13 protein-coding genes are annotated in these 13,899 nt (G+C 56.5%); 3 read left to right on the plus strand and 10 right to left on the minus strand.

The window, feature by feature from the left end:
- Window positions 1-229: 229 nt before the first annotated feature.
- From hemG to pepQ, 4 genes are read right to left on the minus strand one after another with little or no spacing between them, the layout of a single operon-like run.
- On the minus strand, window positions 230-781 hold the full coding sequence (hemG, locus tag ACTJKZ_RS20270) for a menaquinone-dependent protoporphyrinogen IX dehydrogenase (protein WP_440829991.1): 552 nt from the start codon (window positions 779-781) through the stop codon (window positions 230-232).
- Window positions 782-798: 17 nt separating this feature from the next.
- Window positions 799-2,250, minus strand: coding sequence for a Trk system potassium transporter TrkH (trkH, locus tag ACTJKZ_RS20275; protein ID WP_161733953.1), 1,452 nt, complete (start codon window positions 2,248-2,250; stop codon window positions 799-801).
- Between the two features lie 32 nt (window positions 2,251-2,282).
- Window positions 2,283-2,900 (minus strand): IMPACT family protein, encoded by a 618-nt coding sequence (locus ACTJKZ_RS20280; RefSeq protein ID WP_161733951.1) that lies wholly within the window; start codon window positions 2,898-2,900, stop codon window positions 2,283-2,285.
- Window positions 2,900-4,231: a Xaa-Pro dipeptidase gene (pepQ, locus tag ACTJKZ_RS20285; RefSeq protein ID WP_161733949.1), complete on the minus strand. Its 1,332-nt coding sequence runs from the start codon at window positions 4,229-4,231 to the stop codon at window positions 2,900-2,902. Before pepQ ends, ACTJKZ_RS20280 begins: the two co-directional genes overlap by 1 nt.
- 187 nt (window positions 4,232-4,418) lie before the next feature.
- Between pepQ and fadB the strand changes: the two genes are divergently transcribed.
- Entirely contained in the window at window positions 4,419-6,602 is a 2,184-nt protein-coding gene (fadB, locus tag ACTJKZ_RS20290) for a fatty acid oxidation complex subunit alpha FadB (protein ID WP_440829992.1), read from the plus strand.
- A gap of 10 nt (window positions 6,603-6,612) precedes the next feature.
- Entirely contained in the window at window positions 6,613-7,776 is a 1,164-nt protein-coding gene (fadA, locus tag ACTJKZ_RS20295) for an acetyl-CoA C-acyltransferase FadA (RefSeq protein ID WP_253420701.1), read from the plus strand.
- A gap of 70 nt (window positions 7,777-7,846) precedes the next feature.
- Here the strand turns inward: fadA and fre are convergent, their stop codons facing one another.
- The 3 genes from fre to pepE all read right to left on the minus strand — a co-directional run bounded on the left by fre (window position 7,847) and on the right by pepE (window position 10,880).
- Entirely contained in the window at window positions 7,847-8,548 is a 702-nt protein-coding gene (gene fre / locus ACTJKZ_RS20300) for an NAD(P)H-flavin reductase (RefSeq protein WP_008926461.1), read from the minus strand.
- A gap of 41 nt (window positions 8,549-8,589) precedes the next feature.
- Window positions 8,590-10,074 (minus strand): 4-hydroxy-3-polyprenylbenzoate decarboxylase, encoded by a 1,485-nt coding sequence (ubiD, locus tag ACTJKZ_RS20305; RefSeq protein ID WP_161733943.1) that lies wholly within the window; start codon window positions 10,072-10,074, stop codon window positions 8,590-8,592.
- An 80-nt stretch (window positions 10,075-10,154) separates the two neighbouring features.
- A complete protein-coding gene (gene pepE / locus ACTJKZ_RS20310) occupies window positions 10,155-10,880 on the minus strand; it encodes a dipeptidase PepE (RefSeq protein WP_222924741.1) in 726 nt (241 codons plus the stop codon).
- 206 nt (window positions 10,881-11,086) lie between these two features.
- Here pepE and rfaH point away from each other — a divergent pair, with 206 nt between their 5' ends.
- On the plus strand, window positions 11,087-11,575 hold the full coding sequence (gene rfaH / locus ACTJKZ_RS20315; protein ID WP_033734838.1) for a transcription/translation regulatory transformer protein RfaH: 489 nt from the start codon (window positions 11,087-11,089) through the stop codon (window positions 11,573-11,575).
- Here rfaH and tatD read toward each other — a convergent pair.
- The 3 genes from tatD to tatB all read right to left on the minus strand — a co-directional run bounded on the left by tatD (window position 11,572) and on the right by tatB (window position 13,896).
- The gene (tatD, locus tag ACTJKZ_RS20320) at window positions 11,572-12,354 is read right to left on the minus strand and encodes a 3'-5' ssDNA/RNA exonuclease TatD (protein WP_161733939.1); all 783 of its coding nucleotides are present in this window, start codon (window positions 12,352-12,354) and stop codon (window positions 11,572-11,574) included. The two genes, rfaH and tatD, sit on opposite strands and share 4 nt — an antisense overlap.
- Before the next feature lie 88 nt (window positions 12,355-12,442).
- Window positions 12,443-13,201 (minus strand): Sec-independent protein translocase subunit TatC, encoded by a 759-nt coding sequence (tatC, locus tag ACTJKZ_RS20325; RefSeq protein ID WP_161733937.1) that lies wholly within the window; start codon window positions 13,199-13,201, stop codon window positions 12,443-12,445.
- Complete coding sequence (gene tatB, locus ACTJKZ_RS20330; protein ID WP_285086757.1) at window positions 13,201-13,896, minus strand: Sec-independent protein translocase protein TatB; 696 nt, start codon at window positions 13,894-13,896, stop codon at window positions 13,201-13,203. Before tatB ends, tatC begins: the two co-directional genes overlap by 1 nt.
- Between the last annotated feature and the right edge of the window lie 3 nt (window positions 13,897-13,899).

Consider the following 13,899-nt stretch of genomic DNA (forward strand, 5'->3'; position numbering starts at 1 on the left):
CAGTGCGAACAGTGCGTTAGCGTCCTGTCGCGAGGTGGCGTATATTACGCTTTCCTCCTGCAGAGTCAACCTCTATTTCAGAAGTTTTTCTCCGGCGGCGCAGTCTCCTGTGCCTCTCAGCCCGTCATCCCGTTGCCGGTGTGCCGTGTCGATGGAGGCGCATTATAGGGAGTTCGCGCGGGCTGACAAGTGTTTATTGCGAAAAGATTATCGTTCGCAGTAATTTTCATCAAATCGCGCTATTTCGCAACGATTTGCCTGGTAACTGTGCAAAATCATTGGCAAAATTGCGTACCTGCTGCCAGTCCGTGTATTCCACTTCTTTCGTTGAATCTGTCTCACCACCGGTCATACGCATAATCAGCTGAATCATGACGCGATCGAACCAGCGATAGCGGGGATAATAAAGTGCGCCTGCGAACACGGCACAGCAATCGGGCTGCCACGGAGAGTTAGCCAGGAACTTCTGCGTATAGGCGTTGGTTTCAGGCAAACGCTTTTCAGGTTTACGCGCCGTCAGGTTCACCGAAAAGAAACCGCTGGTACGCTGCTGCAACGCCTGAAGGTGAAGCTTTACGAACTTATCGACGACTGGCTGGAAATGGCCGTAGCGGATCGAGGCACCAATCAGCACGCGATCATACTGTGCCCAGTCAGGCAGAGTGGCATCCTGGATGTCCAGTACATCACATGGCTGCTGCTGACGGATCACCTCAGCAATAGAAGAGGCAATCTTCTTTGTTTGTCCGTCGCGAGTGGAATAGAGAATCAGCGCTTTCATGTCAGCATCCTTATTAATTATTCACGCCAGAAAGTAGGCGTGAACAGCACCAGCAAGGTAAATACCTCGAGACGCCCGAACAACATGGTAGAAATAAGAATCCATTTTGCCACGTCATTCATTGAAGTGAAGTTATCAGCCACTACCCCCAGGCCCGGCCCGAGGTTGTTGAGCGTCGCGGCAACGGCAGCAAAAGCCGAGAAGTCATCGACGCCGGTGGCGATGATCGCCAGCATGCTGACCAGGAACACCAGTGCATAAGCCGAGAAGAATCCCCAGACGGCTTCAAGGATACGTTCCGGTAGCGCCCGATTGCCCAGCTTGATGGTATAGACCGCATTGGGATGAACCAGACGTTTAAGCTCACGGTTACCCTGCTTGCACAACAGCAGGATGCGAATCACCTTCAGGCCACCGCCGGTTGAACCGGCACAGCCGCCAATAAAGGCGGAGCACAACAGCAGTACCGGCAGGAACAATGGCCAGCGTGCGATGCTGTCGGTCGTGAATCCCGCCGTTGTCGCCATGGAAACGACCTGGAAGAAGGCCTGATTCAGCGTCTGCCAGCCACTTTCATAGACATTGTGGAACCAGAGCACCAGTGTGCAGATCAATACCAGCGTCAGCTGAACGCCAATAAACATGCGGAATTCCGGGTCGCGCCAGTACACGCGTAAATTACGTCCGCTTAACATGGCAAAGTGCAGGCCATAGTTACAGCCTGAGATCAGCAGAAACACTGCCACGATGGTATTGATAGTGCCACTATGGAAATAGCCGATGCTGGCGTCATGGGTAGAGAAGCCGCCAATGGCGATGGTTGAGAAGCTGTGACCGATAGCATCAAACGCGGGCATGCCCGCCAGCCACAGCGCCAGTGCACAGGCCACAGTCAGCAGGACGTAGATCAGCCAGAGTGTTTTGGCCGTCTCGGCGATACGTGGCCGCATCTTGTTATCTTTTAGCGGACCCGGCATCTCAGCGCGATAGAGCTGCATACCCCCGACGCCGAGAATCGGCAGTATCGCCACCGCTAACACGATGATCCCCATACCGCCCAGCCACTGCAGCATCTGCCGATAGAAGAGGATCGCCTTGGGCAGCGAGTCCAGTCCCACTAGTGTGGTGGCACCGGTCGTTGTCAGGCCAGAGAAAGATTCAAAAAACGCATCCGTTACCGAAAGATGCGGCTGCTCGGCAAAGATAAAGGGCATCGCCCCTACGCTGCCCAGCACCGTCCAGAACAGGACGACAATCAGAAACCCTTCCCGCGGTTTGAGTTCGGTTTTCTTTTTGCGATTCGGCCACCACAGCAGCGAGCCGATCACCAGCGCCATCATAAAGGTCTGGCTAAATGCCCGCCCCGCGCCATCGCGATAAATCAATGCGACCAGGCCGGGCAAAATCATCGTCACTGAAAAGAGGATCACCAGCAGACCGACTATGCGGGTAATGGCGCGAAAGTGCATTCAGCCGTTCCTTTAAATAATAGAGATGAATATCAGGGTGTGAGCGGGATCAGCGATAACGCGCCCCGACTAAAGTCTGACAGATTTTGTTTGAATCCGTCGATCTGTCCGTAAGGGACAGCCAGCGTCAATGCAATGCGATCCTGAAACTGACTGTCGGTCACCTTACCGTCGAAACGCTGAACCAGCCGTTCTATGTCGCTGAGCTGTGAATAGTCACACTGCAGTGTGAACAGCTTCATCGGCACTTTGCGCTGCCGTGGCAGCAGCTTAAGCCCCTGCTGGACCCCACCGCCATAGGCTTTCACTAAGCCGCCGGTTCCCAGCATGATGCCGCCATAATAACGCACCACCACGGCGGTAATCTCGCCAATATCTGCGCCCATCAGCTGCGCCAGCATCGGTTTGCCGGCCGTGCCCGAAGGTTCACCATCATCAGAGAAGCCAAGCTGCTGAGAATCATTCGGCGCACCCGCGACCCACGCCCAGCAGTGATGCCGGGCAGTGGGATGCTCGCTTTTAACCTGCTGGACAAACGCGCGCGCCGCTTCTGCACCCTCGGTGTGCGCCAGTAGTGTAATGAAGCGGCTCTTTTTGATCGTCTCCTCACTGCTGCTCAGGGGCACAGCGGGAATATCAAAGGCCTCCATCAGGCCAGGTGCAGATCGCGGGTCATGTTCTCAACGCGATGCGCATGGATCACCACGTTGTCTTCGATACGAATCCCGCCATAAGGCCGAAGCGCATCAATGGCCTGCCAGTTAAAGTACTGACTAAAACGGCCTGCACGCAGCGGCGCCAGTAATGAGTCAATAATATAGAAGCCCGGCTCGATGGTTAAGACCATGCCCGGTTGCAGCACGCGGGTGCAGCGAAGATAAGGATATTGCGCAGGCGCGGCCAGATGCGTGCCCTGATCATCCTGCATAAAGCCAGCCACGTCATGCACCTGCAGACCCAGCGGATGCCCCAGGCCATGAGGCATAAACGGACCGGTCAGATCTTCAGCCACCAGCGCTTCTTCGCTGATCCCCTGCACCAGCTCAAACTTCAGCAACATCTTCGCAATACGCTGGTGCATCTGAAGATGATAATCGGTGTAGCGCACGCCCGCTTTCAGCGTAGCGATCAGCGCCAGCTCTTCCGCGTTCATTGCCTCAATCATTCTGGCATAGAGCGAACCACTCTGCGCCGCATAGCTGCGGGTCAAATCGGCGGCATAGCCAAGATACTCAGCACCGGCATCAATCAAAAAGCTGTGGCGTTTCGCCGGTGGCTGATGATCCAGCCGGGTATAGTGCAACACGGCAGCGTGTTCATTCAGCGCGATGATATTGCCGTAAGGCACATCGGTGTCGCGATGACCGGTTGCGGTCAGATACGCCTGATTGATATCGAACTCGCTTAAGCCCGCTGCGAACGCCTCTTTCGCTGCGCGATGGCCAGCCACTGCCAGCTTCTGTGCCTGACGCAGACAGGCGAGTTCATAATCGGTTTTGATGCTGCGATGGAAATGCAGAAAGTCGATCACCGCTTTGGGATTGATATTGCCAGAGGCGATACCGAGCTGAGCCGCGCGCGCGTTGACCGGGCCGATATAAGCGACGTTATCGCGCTGTGCGGGCAGCAGTTGCGCAATCTCATCAGCATTTTTCAGGCCAATGACCTCAACATCCGCGGTCCAGAAACTATCCGGCAGCGGTTCGACGTTATGCCAGTAATCCACCGGAGAGTAGAACCACAGTTTCGGCTTGTTCACCCCGTCAATCCACAGCCAGCAGTTAGGCACCTGCGTCACCGGCACCCAGGCCTTGAACTGTGGATTCACCTTGAACGGATAGGTGTGATCATCCAGAAACACCGTCAATAACTCACCGGAATGGATCAGCATCGCATCCAGTTTGTTGCGTGCCAGCACCTGCTGCGCCCGTTGTTGCAACGTGGCGATATGCGCGTGATACAAGGTCTTCAGTGAATCCATTGACGTCTCTCCAGTGTCGCGAAATGGCCGCAAGTTTAGCATACCCCTTGCGCAGATGCCGATGTCAGCACTGCTGTGATCTTGTTAGCAAATAAGCAAAGAGCCGTTTGCAATTAATTAACATCGCTCCCACACTCACGATCATCTGGTATGACCAGATCACCTTTCGCGGTTTCAGGAGACGCACATGCTCTACCAAGGCGCTAACCTTACTCTTCACTGGCTGGACGATGGCATCGCCGAGCTGGTTTTTGACGCTACAGGCTCGGTCAATAAGCTCGATACGCAAACGGTCGCCAGTCTGGGCGAGGCGATTGCGGTACTGGAACAGCAGCCAGAACTGCGCGGCCTGCTGCTGAGCTCCGCTAAACCTGCTTTTATTGTGGGCGCGGATATCACCGAGTTTCTTTCTCTGTTTGATGCACCCACCGAAAAGCTGAGTCAGTGGTTGAGCTACGCCAACAGCATCTTCAACCGTTTGGAAGATTTACCGGTGCCGACTCTGGCCGCCATTGACGGCTATGCGCTGGGCGGTGGATGTGAATGCGTACTGGCAACCGATCTGCGTATTGCCACTGCGAACGCCCGTATTGGCCTGCCGGAAACAAAACTTGGCATCATGCCCGGCTTTGGGGGCAGCGTGCGACTACCGCGCCTGCTGGGCGCCGACAGTGCGCTGGAAATTATTGCGGCGGGTAAAGATGTTGATAGCAACGCCGCCCTGAAACTCGGCCTGGTCGATGCGGTGGTGTCGCGCGAGAAAATGCGCGAGGCGGGGATCGCGATGCTCAAAGCCGCCGCTACTGATGGCAGCTGGCGGGCGCGCCGGGCACCGAAACTGGCACCGCTGAAACTCAGTCCGATTGAAGCGGCGATGAGCTTCACGATTGCGAAAGCAATGGTGCTGCAGACGGCAGGTAAACACTATCCCGCCCCGCTGATGGCCGTAAAAACGATTGAAGCGGCGGCCAGTCTTGGCCGTGATGATGCGCTGAAACTTGAAACCGCGGCGTTTGTGCCGCTGGCGCAGTCTGATGAAGCCCGCGCCCTGGTCGGCATCTTCCTCAACGACCAGTACGTCAAGAGTCTGGCGAAAAAGCGCGGCAGCGAAAGCGGCGCACCGGCTCAGGCAGCCGTACTGGGCGCGGGCATCATGGGTGGCGGTATCAGCTACCAGTCTGCCTGGAAAGGCGTGCCGGTAAGAATGAAAGACATTAACCCCCAGGCGTTAACCCTGGGGATGAACGAAGCCAGCAAGCTGCTCAATAAGCTGCTGGACCGCGGCAAAATCGACGGCAGTAAACTCGCCAGTGTGATCGCCACTATTCAGCCCACCCTGGATTACGCCGGTTTTGACCAGGCCGATGTGGTGGTGGAAGCCGTAGTAGAGAACCCGCAGATCAAGGCCAAAGTGCTGGCGGAAACCGAACAGCATCTGCGTCAGGATGCGATTCTGGCCTCCAATACCTCAACCATTCCTATCACCCAGCTGGCACAGGCGCTGCAACGCCCGGAAAATTTCTGTGGCATGCACTTCTTCAATCCGGTGCCGCGTATGCCGCTGGTTGAAGTGATTCGTGGCGAGAAAACCAGTGAAGCAACACTGAGTAAAGTCGTGGCATGGGCCAGCAAAATGGGCAAAACACCCATCGTGGTGAATGACTGCCCCGGCTTCTTTGTCAATCGTGTGCTGTTCCCCTACTTCGCGGCTTTCAGCCTGCTGCTGCGCGACGGCGCTGATTTCCGTCAGATTGATAAAGTGATGGAAAAACAGTTCGGCTGGCCGATGGGGCCGTCATGGCTGCTGGATGTGGTGGGCATCGATACCGCACACCACGCGCAAAGCGTCATGGCTGATGGTTTCCCGGATCGTATGAAGCATGACTATCGCGATGCGATCGATCTGCTGTTTGATGCCGGTCGTTTTGGTCAGAAAAATGGCAAAGGCTTCTGGCGCTGGGAAGAGGATAAAAAGGGCAAGCTGAAGAAGGTGCCGGATGCGGAGGTAGATACGCTGCTGCAACAGGTTTGTCAGCCCGCGCGAGCCTTCAGCGATGAAGAGATTCTGAACCGCATGATGCTGCCGATGCTGAATGAGGTGGTGCGCTGCCTGGAAGAGAAGATTATCGCCTCGCCCGCTGAAGCGGACATGGCACTGGTCTATGGCCTCGGTTTCCCACCGTTCCGTGGTGGTGCTTTCCGCTACCTCGATACCCTGGGCAACAGCAATGTGGTCGATCAGGCCCGGCGCTACAGCGCGCTTGGTGGCCTGTATGCCCTGCCTGAGCTGCTGGTGCAGAAAGCCCATCAGCATGAAAGCTGGTATCCCGCCGCCAAACCGATTGATGAAGCCGCGCTGAAAAGCGCCTGAGGGCAAGAAGATGGAAAATGTGGTGATTGTTGATGCGGTGCGCACGCCAATGGGACGTTCAAAAGGCGGCGCCTTTCGGAACGTGCGCGCTGAAGATCTCTCTGCGCACCTGATGCGCGAAATTCTGAGCCGTAACCCGGCGGTGAACCCGACATCCCTCGACGACATTGTCTGGGGCTGCGTACAGCAGACGCTGGAACAGGGATTTAATATCGCACGTAACGCTGCGCTGCTGGCCGAAATCCCGCACTCTGTGCCGGCCACCACCGTTAACCGGCTGTGTGGTTCGTCAATGCAGGCGCTGCACGATGCGGCCCGCGCTATTATGGTCGGCGATGCGCAGTGCTGCCTGATTGGTGGCGTGGAGCATATGGGACACGTGCCGATGAATCACGGCGTGGACTTTCATCCTGGCCTGGGCCGCACCGTTGCCAAAGCCGCAGGCATAATGGGCTTAACTGCCGAGATGCTGGCGCGTATGCATCATATCAGCCGTGAGCAGCAGGATGCGTTTGCCCTGCGTTCGCACCAGCGCGCATGGCAGGCCACCCGACGTGGGGACTTCGCAACGGAGATTGTCGCCACCTGGGGTCACGACAGCGATGGCATTCTTAAGCGCTATGATTGCGATGAGGTGATCCGCGAGGAGACCAGCGCCGAAGGTCTGGCGGCGCTCAAACCCGCCTTCGATCCTGTGAATGGCACCGTCACAGCGGGTACGTCGTCGGCCCTGTCAGATGGCGCGGCCGCCATGCTGATTATGAGTGAATCACGCGCCCGTGAACTGGGGCTGACGCCACGCGCACGTATCCGCAGCATGGCAGTGGTCGGCTGTGATCCTTCGATTATGGGCTATGGACCGGTACCGGCCAGCAAACTGGCATTAAAACGGGCGGGACTGAGCGTCAGTGATATCGATGTGTTTGAGCTGAACGAAGCCTTTGCCGCGCAGACGCTGCCCTGCATCAAAGACTTAGGTTTGCTGGAACGGATGGATGAGAAGGTTAATCTGAATGGCGGCGCGATTGCGTTGGGCCATCCGCTGGGCTGTTCCGGCGCACGCATCAGCACCACATTACTGAACATCATGGAACGCCGCGATGCCCGTTTTGGCCTTGCCACCATGTGCATCGGACTGGGCCAGGGGATCGCAACCGTATTCGAGCGTCTGTAATACGTTGAGTCTTACTTTGTCAGATTTACCCGCCGTTGATCGGCGGGTTTTTTCTGTCTGCTACCAGCTATCAGATAAAGGCAAACGCATCGCCATACATCTGTGATTCCACTGCACCACGCTCGGCACAGAAACGATCGCGGGCAATCTTCGCCATCTCAAAACGTCCGGCGATATAAATCTCATGCTCGCTCAGCGTGCTGAAGTCCTGCATCACTGCGGTCAGTACCGTACCAGAACGACCCTGCCAGCCCGCTTCGGGCTGCTCGACCACCGGGATCACCTTCAGGTTCGGATGCTTGACGGCCAGCGCATCCAGCTCATCCATATCGTACAGGTGCTTAAGCTCACGTCCGCCCCAGTAAATGGCGATGTCGCGCTCTGGCTGTTCCGCCAGCGCGGTGAGCAGAATGGAACGGGCATAGGAGAAACCGGTACCGCCTGCAATCAGGATCAGCGGTTTAGTGCTCTCTTCGCGCAGCCAGGCATCGCCGTGCGGCATATCAACGGTGATCTGGCGATCGTTACGGATGCGATCCATAACGGCCATGGCATAGAGGTTCAGATCGGACGCGCCGATATGCAGCTCGATGATATCTTTTTCCATCGGCGTTGAGGCCAGTGAGAACGGACGCTTGTCGCGCTCATCCATCACTACCATCAGATACTGTCCCGCGCGAAAACTGAATTCCGCTTCAGGGATCAGGCGAACGCGATAGACCGTGTCGGTAATCGCCTCAACTGAAGTTACTTTACAGCTTAACGTTGTCATGCGTTCCCTCTGTCGGGTCGTCTTTATGGTTGTGCTCGCCATCAACGCTGTGGCGGCTGATCAAAAATACCTAGCTCATCCCAGATAGCATCAATGCGCGCGGTGACCGCCGGATCTTTAACGATGGGGGTACCCCATTCGCGCTGCGTTTCACCTGGCCACTTATTGGTCGCATCCATCCCCATTTTCGACCCCAGCCCGGAAACGGGCGAGGCGAAATCGAGATAATCGATCGGGGTATTTTCCACTAATACCGTATCACGGGCCGGATCCATACGCGTGGTAATGGCCCAGATCACGTCGTTCCAGTCACGCGCATTAACATCATCGTCACACACAATAACAAATTTGGTGTACATGAACTGCCGTAAAAACGACCACACGCCAAACATGACACGTTTGGCGTGCCCGGCGTACTGCTTTTTAATCGTTACGACCGCCAGCCGGTATGAGCAACCTTCCGGTGGCAGATAGAAGTCCACGATCTCCGGAAACTGCTTCACCAGGATTGGCACCAGCACTTCATTCAGCGCCACACCCAACACCGCAGGCTCATCCGGCGGACGGCCGGTGTAGGTGGAGTGATAGATAGGCTTATGACGCTGCGTAATATGTGTCACGGTAAACACCGGGAAGCTATCTACTTCATTGTAGTAGCCGGTGTGATCGCCGTAAGGTCCTTCTGGTGCCATATCGCCCGCTTCGATATACCCTTCCAGCACGATTTCAGCACTGGCCGGCACTTCGAGATCGTTCGACAGGCACTTCACCACTTCGGTTTTATTGCCGCGCAGCAACCCGGCAAACGCATATTCTGACAGCGTGTCAGGCACCGGCGTGACGGCACCGAGAATAGTGGCGGGATCGGCACCCAGCGCCACCGAGACCGGAAAACGCTCACCCGGGTGCGCTTTCTTCCACTCCAGATAGTCGAGCGCGCCACCACGGTGCGATAGCCAGCGCATAATCAGACGGTTTTTGCCGATCACCTGCTGTCGATAAATGCCCAGATTCTGCCGCTCTTTATGCGGGCCGCGCGTCACGGTCAGTCCCCAGGTAATCAGCGGTGCCGCATCGCCAGGCCAGCACTTCATCACCGGAATGCGGGTCAGATCGACTTCATCGCCGCTGAACACCTCTTCCTGACAGGGTGCATTGCGCAGACGTTTGGTCGGCATGTTCAGGACCTGCTTAAACTGCGGCATCTTATCGAACAGATCGCGGAAGCCTTTTGGCGGCTCCGGCTCTTTCAGGAAGGCCAGCAGTTTACCCACTTCGCGCAGTGCGCTGACCTCCTCCTGGCCCATGCCCATGGCCACGCGCTTTGGTGTGCCGAACAGATTGCACAGCACCGGCATGTCGTACCCTTTCGGGTTTTCAAACAGCAGAGCGGGGCCACCGGCACGCAGGGTGCGGTCGGCAATTTCGGTCATTTCCAGTTCAGGATCGATCGACTGGGTAATGCGCTTTAGCTCACCGCGCTGTTCGAGCAGCGCGAGAAAGTCTCTTAAATCGTGATATTTCATGCGGCTTTAGCTTTCCGGCCAGAGTGAGTCGGCCATTATAGGTCTGATTACATGGATATGCTGAGGTTTATATGGCGGCCTCATACGCACTGAAAGGGAACCAGCGGTTGTAACGCACGGGCATCGTGATACCCCTGAATCGGCTCGCCGTGGCGAAACAGTTTAAAATCTTCGTTACGCACGCTGTGATAACGCAGCTGGTTGTCATGCAGGTGCAGAAAACTGCCTTCACGCAGTGCAATGACCGACTCGGCAGGGTTAACTGCACAGAACTCCGCCAGGCGTTCATCGCGGGTTTCGCCCATATGGCCGCTGACGCTGGCATCCAGATAGTGGGGATTGATCTGCACCGGAAAGAGACCCAGGGCAGGCAACACCACGCTGCTGCGCACCGGCATATCGTTAGTGGTACGGATTGAGGGCGTTGCCACGTTGCAGCCTGCGCTCCAGCCGACATAGGGTACCTGCCGCTCCCGCACCGCGCGCTGAATCACTCCGATCAGACCCTGTTCATGCAGCATCTGATTCAGAAACCAGGTGTTGCCACCGCTGACCAAAATCAGATCTGCCTGGGCAATCGCGTCAGCTGGCGAAGCGAATGCCTGAACTCGCTCCACCTGAATTCCAAGAGAAGCACTGAGCTCGGCAGCACGCTGCTGCTGGTCGCCACGAATAATTGCGTAGGGGATCAGTACCGCCGATCGGATAGCGCGTCGGGCGATCATGGCGTGCAGCTGTGGCTGCGCATAGCCCAGCAGCGCCGCATCATCCGCCAGCTTGCCATTGCTCAACAGAAAGAGTTCCATCAGAGGATCCTTATGCAGATGTGATGGTCATCGAGTCTGATACAGAGCAATAGCAGACGTCAATTACCCATCAATGCTTTTACTGCTATCCGGCATGTTAAGAAAAGTCTCAGTTTATTTTCGCTGCGGGGCGCTTTACCCTGCCCCTGCGCTATAACTCTGGCAGCAGGTTTGCTATTCTTAGCGTCCATTCAATGGGAGCAGTTATGGAATCCTGGTACTTACTCTATTGCAAACGTGGTCAGCTATTGCGCGCGAAGGAGCATCTGGAGCGGCAGGAAGTGCATTGCCTCAGTCCAATGATCGCTCTGGAAAAGATCGTGCGCGGCAAACGCACCACGGTGAGTGAGCCACTGTTTCCAAATTATCTGTTTATCGAATTCGATCCGGAAGCGATTCACACCACGACGATTAGCAGCACACGCGGTGTCAGTCACTTTGTACGCTTCGGCACCACCCCCGCAACCGTGCCGTCAGCGGTGATCGAAGCGCTGGAAACCGACGTTCCGCAAATCCTGCTTGACCCTGAGACACCGCAAAGCGGCGATGAAGTTGTCATCACCGAAGGGACGTTTGAAGGGCTGCGCGCCATTTTTGCCGAGCCGGATGGTGAAACGCGCTCGATTCTGTTACTCAATCTGCTGAACAAGCAGGTAATGCGCAGCGTCGACAATAAGCAGTTCCGTAAGATTTAAGCCAGTCTGAATAACGCCCGCGCATTCTGATCGATGCGGGTCGCCAGCTCTTCGGTTTTCTCGCCGCGCCATGTCGCCACCTGATGCACAATATGCGGTAAAAAGCAGGGTTCGTTCCGGCGTGAGGTCGGACGCGGGCGCATGTCGCGCGGCAGCAGATAAGGCGCATCGGTTTCCAGCAGCAGGCGGTCAGCCGGGATCAGTGGCAGCAGCTCGCGCAGTTCCAGACCACGACGTTCATCGCAAACCCAGCCCGTAATCCCCACCGATAATCCCATTGCCAGACAGGCTTCCAGCTCGTCACGCGTGCCGGTAAAGCAGTGGATGACTGCACCCGGCAGTTTTGGCAACCAGGGTTCAAGTACCGCCGTGAAACGCGCATGGGCTTCACGGCAGTGCAAAAACACCGGCATATTGAGTTCTGCCGCCAGCGCCAGCTGCGCGTCAAACGCATACTCCTGCTGCCCATGAGCCGACAGGTTGCGGTTGAAATCAAGTCCGCACTCACCAATAGCCACCACTTCCGGTTTTTCAGCCAGGCGACGCAGGGTGCTGGCGATTTCCGAGGACCATTCGCTGGCATGGTGAGGGTGAACGCCTGCAGTAGACCAGCAGAAGCCGGGTTGAGCTTCAGCCAGTCGCTGAGCCTGCTGGCTCTCCAGCGCGTTAGTGCCGGTAATAAGCATGCCGGTGACGCCCGCATCACGCGCGCGTTTAACCACCTTTTGCCGGTCGGAGGCGAATTGCGTGCTGGTCAGGTTTACACCGATATCAAACATAATATTTCCCACTGTTTATAAACAAAAACCGCCCATCAGGGCGGTTTGGAGTGAACGCTTCCCGCCAGTGCGGGTAAGGCTGTCAGCATCAGGCGTCAGTGTTCTCTTCCTCATCCTGTAAGCGTCGGCCTTTACCCACGTAGTACCGGGAAAAGAATACGCCGACTTCAAACAGGCAGTACATCGGAATAGCGAGCAAAGTTTGGGAAAAAACATCCGGCGGTGTGAGCAACATCCCGACCACGAAGGCGCCCACCAGAATATAGGGGCGTTTCTTCTTCAACTCTTCCGGACTGGTGATCCCGGTCCAGCACAGCAACACAATCGCTACCGGCACTTCAAACGCCACGCCAAATGCCATAAACAGCGTCATGACAAAATCGAGGTACTTAGAGATATCCGTTGCGACGGTGACGCCAATCGGTGCGGTCTTGGTGAAAAAACCAAATGCCAGCGGGAAGACCACGAAATAGGCAAAGGCTACGCCGAAGTAGAACAGGAAGGTGCTGGAAAAGAGCAGCGGCATTACCAGCCTGCGCTCATGCCGGTAGAGCGCAGGGGCGACAAAGGCCCAGACCTGATAAAGGATCACCGGCACCGCGAGAAACACCGATACAATAATGGTCAGCTTAATCGGGGTGAAAAACGGTGAGGCCACATCGGTCGCGATCATGCTGGACCCGACCGGCATCTGACTGATCAGCGGTGCGGCGACCAGCTGGTAGATGTCGTTGGCGAAGTAAACCAGCATCAGGAAGATCGCCAGTACGGCGATGATGCAATTCAGCAGGCGCTTACGCAGCTCAATCAGATGGCTGATGAGCGGTTGGGTATCTTCAACGGCCATTATCGTTCATCACTTGCAGAAGAGGAGGGTACGGAATGACGCGCAGCATCAGTCGGTTTGGCGGCATCACCTGCGGGTGCCTGTGCCGGTGCACTCGCCGCGGTGGCGGGCGCGGCAGAGGATTGCACAGCCGGAGCTGATGAAACTGCTGACGAAACCTGTGCCGGAGACGTGGCGACTGCAGCAGGTGCAGCGGAAGGTTGCACCGCCGGGCCTGATGCTGATGACGGACTCTGTGCCGCGGCACTGGCCTGATGCGCTGCTGATGCAGGCGTCACCGAAGACTCAGCGACAGCAGGCTCAGATGCCGGCACTGCAGCAGAAGCCGCATGAGGCGCGGGCCTGTGCTGAGCCGAATGGATGGTGTTCGCTTCGTCTTCCTCTTTTTCAATGTCGATGCTCTGGCTGACCGAGCGCTTCATTGAATCCGCCGTTTTACGCAGCTCTTCCATCGACTCTTTCAGCTCAGGGGAGAGCGTGCCGCGGCCCGCTTCTTCCACCTTTTTCAGGCTCTCCTGCAATTCCTGCAGCTTGAGCTCCTGCGCCAGTTCATGTTGTACATTGGCTGCCAGCGAGCGAATCGCCCTGATCCAGCCGACCACGGTTTTCACCGCGACCGGTAAACGTTGCGGGCCGAGAACAATCAGCCCGATAACGAACACCAATACCAGTTCACTAAAACCAATATCGAACACGGT

The organism is Pantoea sp. 22096 (genome assembly GCF_052045955.1).
Classification (GTDB): Bacteria; Pseudomonadota; Gammaproteobacteria; order Enterobacterales; family Enterobacteriaceae; genus Pantoea; species Pantoea alfalfae.

Excerpts from the sequence above, each read along its gene's own strand:
- hemG (WP_440829991.1), bottom strand. The coding sequence starts at position 781 with ATGAAAGCGCTGATTCTCTATTCCACTCGCGACGGACAAACAAAGAAG.
- trkH (WP_161733953.1), bottom strand. The coding sequence starts at position 2,250 with ATGCACTTTCGCGCCATTACCCGCATAGTCGGTCTGCTGGTGATCCTC.
- ACTJKZ_RS20280 (WP_161733951.1), bottom strand. The coding sequence starts at position 2,900 with ATGGAGGCCTTTGATATTCCCGCTGTGCCCCTGAGCAGCAGTGAGGAG.
- pepQ (WP_161733949.1), bottom strand. The coding sequence starts at position 4,231 with ATGGATTCACTGAAGACCTTGTATCACGCGCATATCGCCACGTTGCAA.
- fadB (WP_440829992.1), top strand. The coding sequence starts at position 4,419 with ATGCTCTACCAAGGCGCTAACCTTACTCTTCACTGGCTGGACGATGGC.
- fadA (WP_253420701.1), top strand. The coding sequence starts at position 6,613 with ATGGAAAATGTGGTGATTGTTGATGCGGTGCGCACGCCAATGGGACGT.
- fre (WP_008926461.1), bottom strand. The coding sequence starts at position 8,548 with ATGACAACGTTAAGCTGTAAAGTAACTTCAGTTGAGGCGATTACCGAC.
- ubiD (WP_161733943.1), bottom strand. The coding sequence starts at position 10,074 with ATGAAATATCACGATTTAAGAGACTTTCTCGCGCTGCTCGAACAGCGC.
- pepE (WP_222924741.1), bottom strand. The coding sequence starts at position 10,880 with ATGGAACTCTTTCTGTTGAGCAATGGCAAGCTGGCGGATGATGCGGCG.
- rfaH (WP_033734838.1), top strand. The coding sequence starts at position 11,087 with ATGGAATCCTGGTACTTACTCTATTGCAAACGTGGTCAGCTATTGCGC.
- tatD (WP_161733939.1), bottom strand. The coding sequence starts at position 12,354 with ATGTTTGATATCGGTGTAAACCTGACCAGCACGCAATTCGCCTCCGAC.
- tatC (WP_161733937.1), bottom strand. The coding sequence starts at position 13,201 with ATGGCCGTTGAAGATACCCAACCGCTCATCAGCCATCTGATTGAGCTG.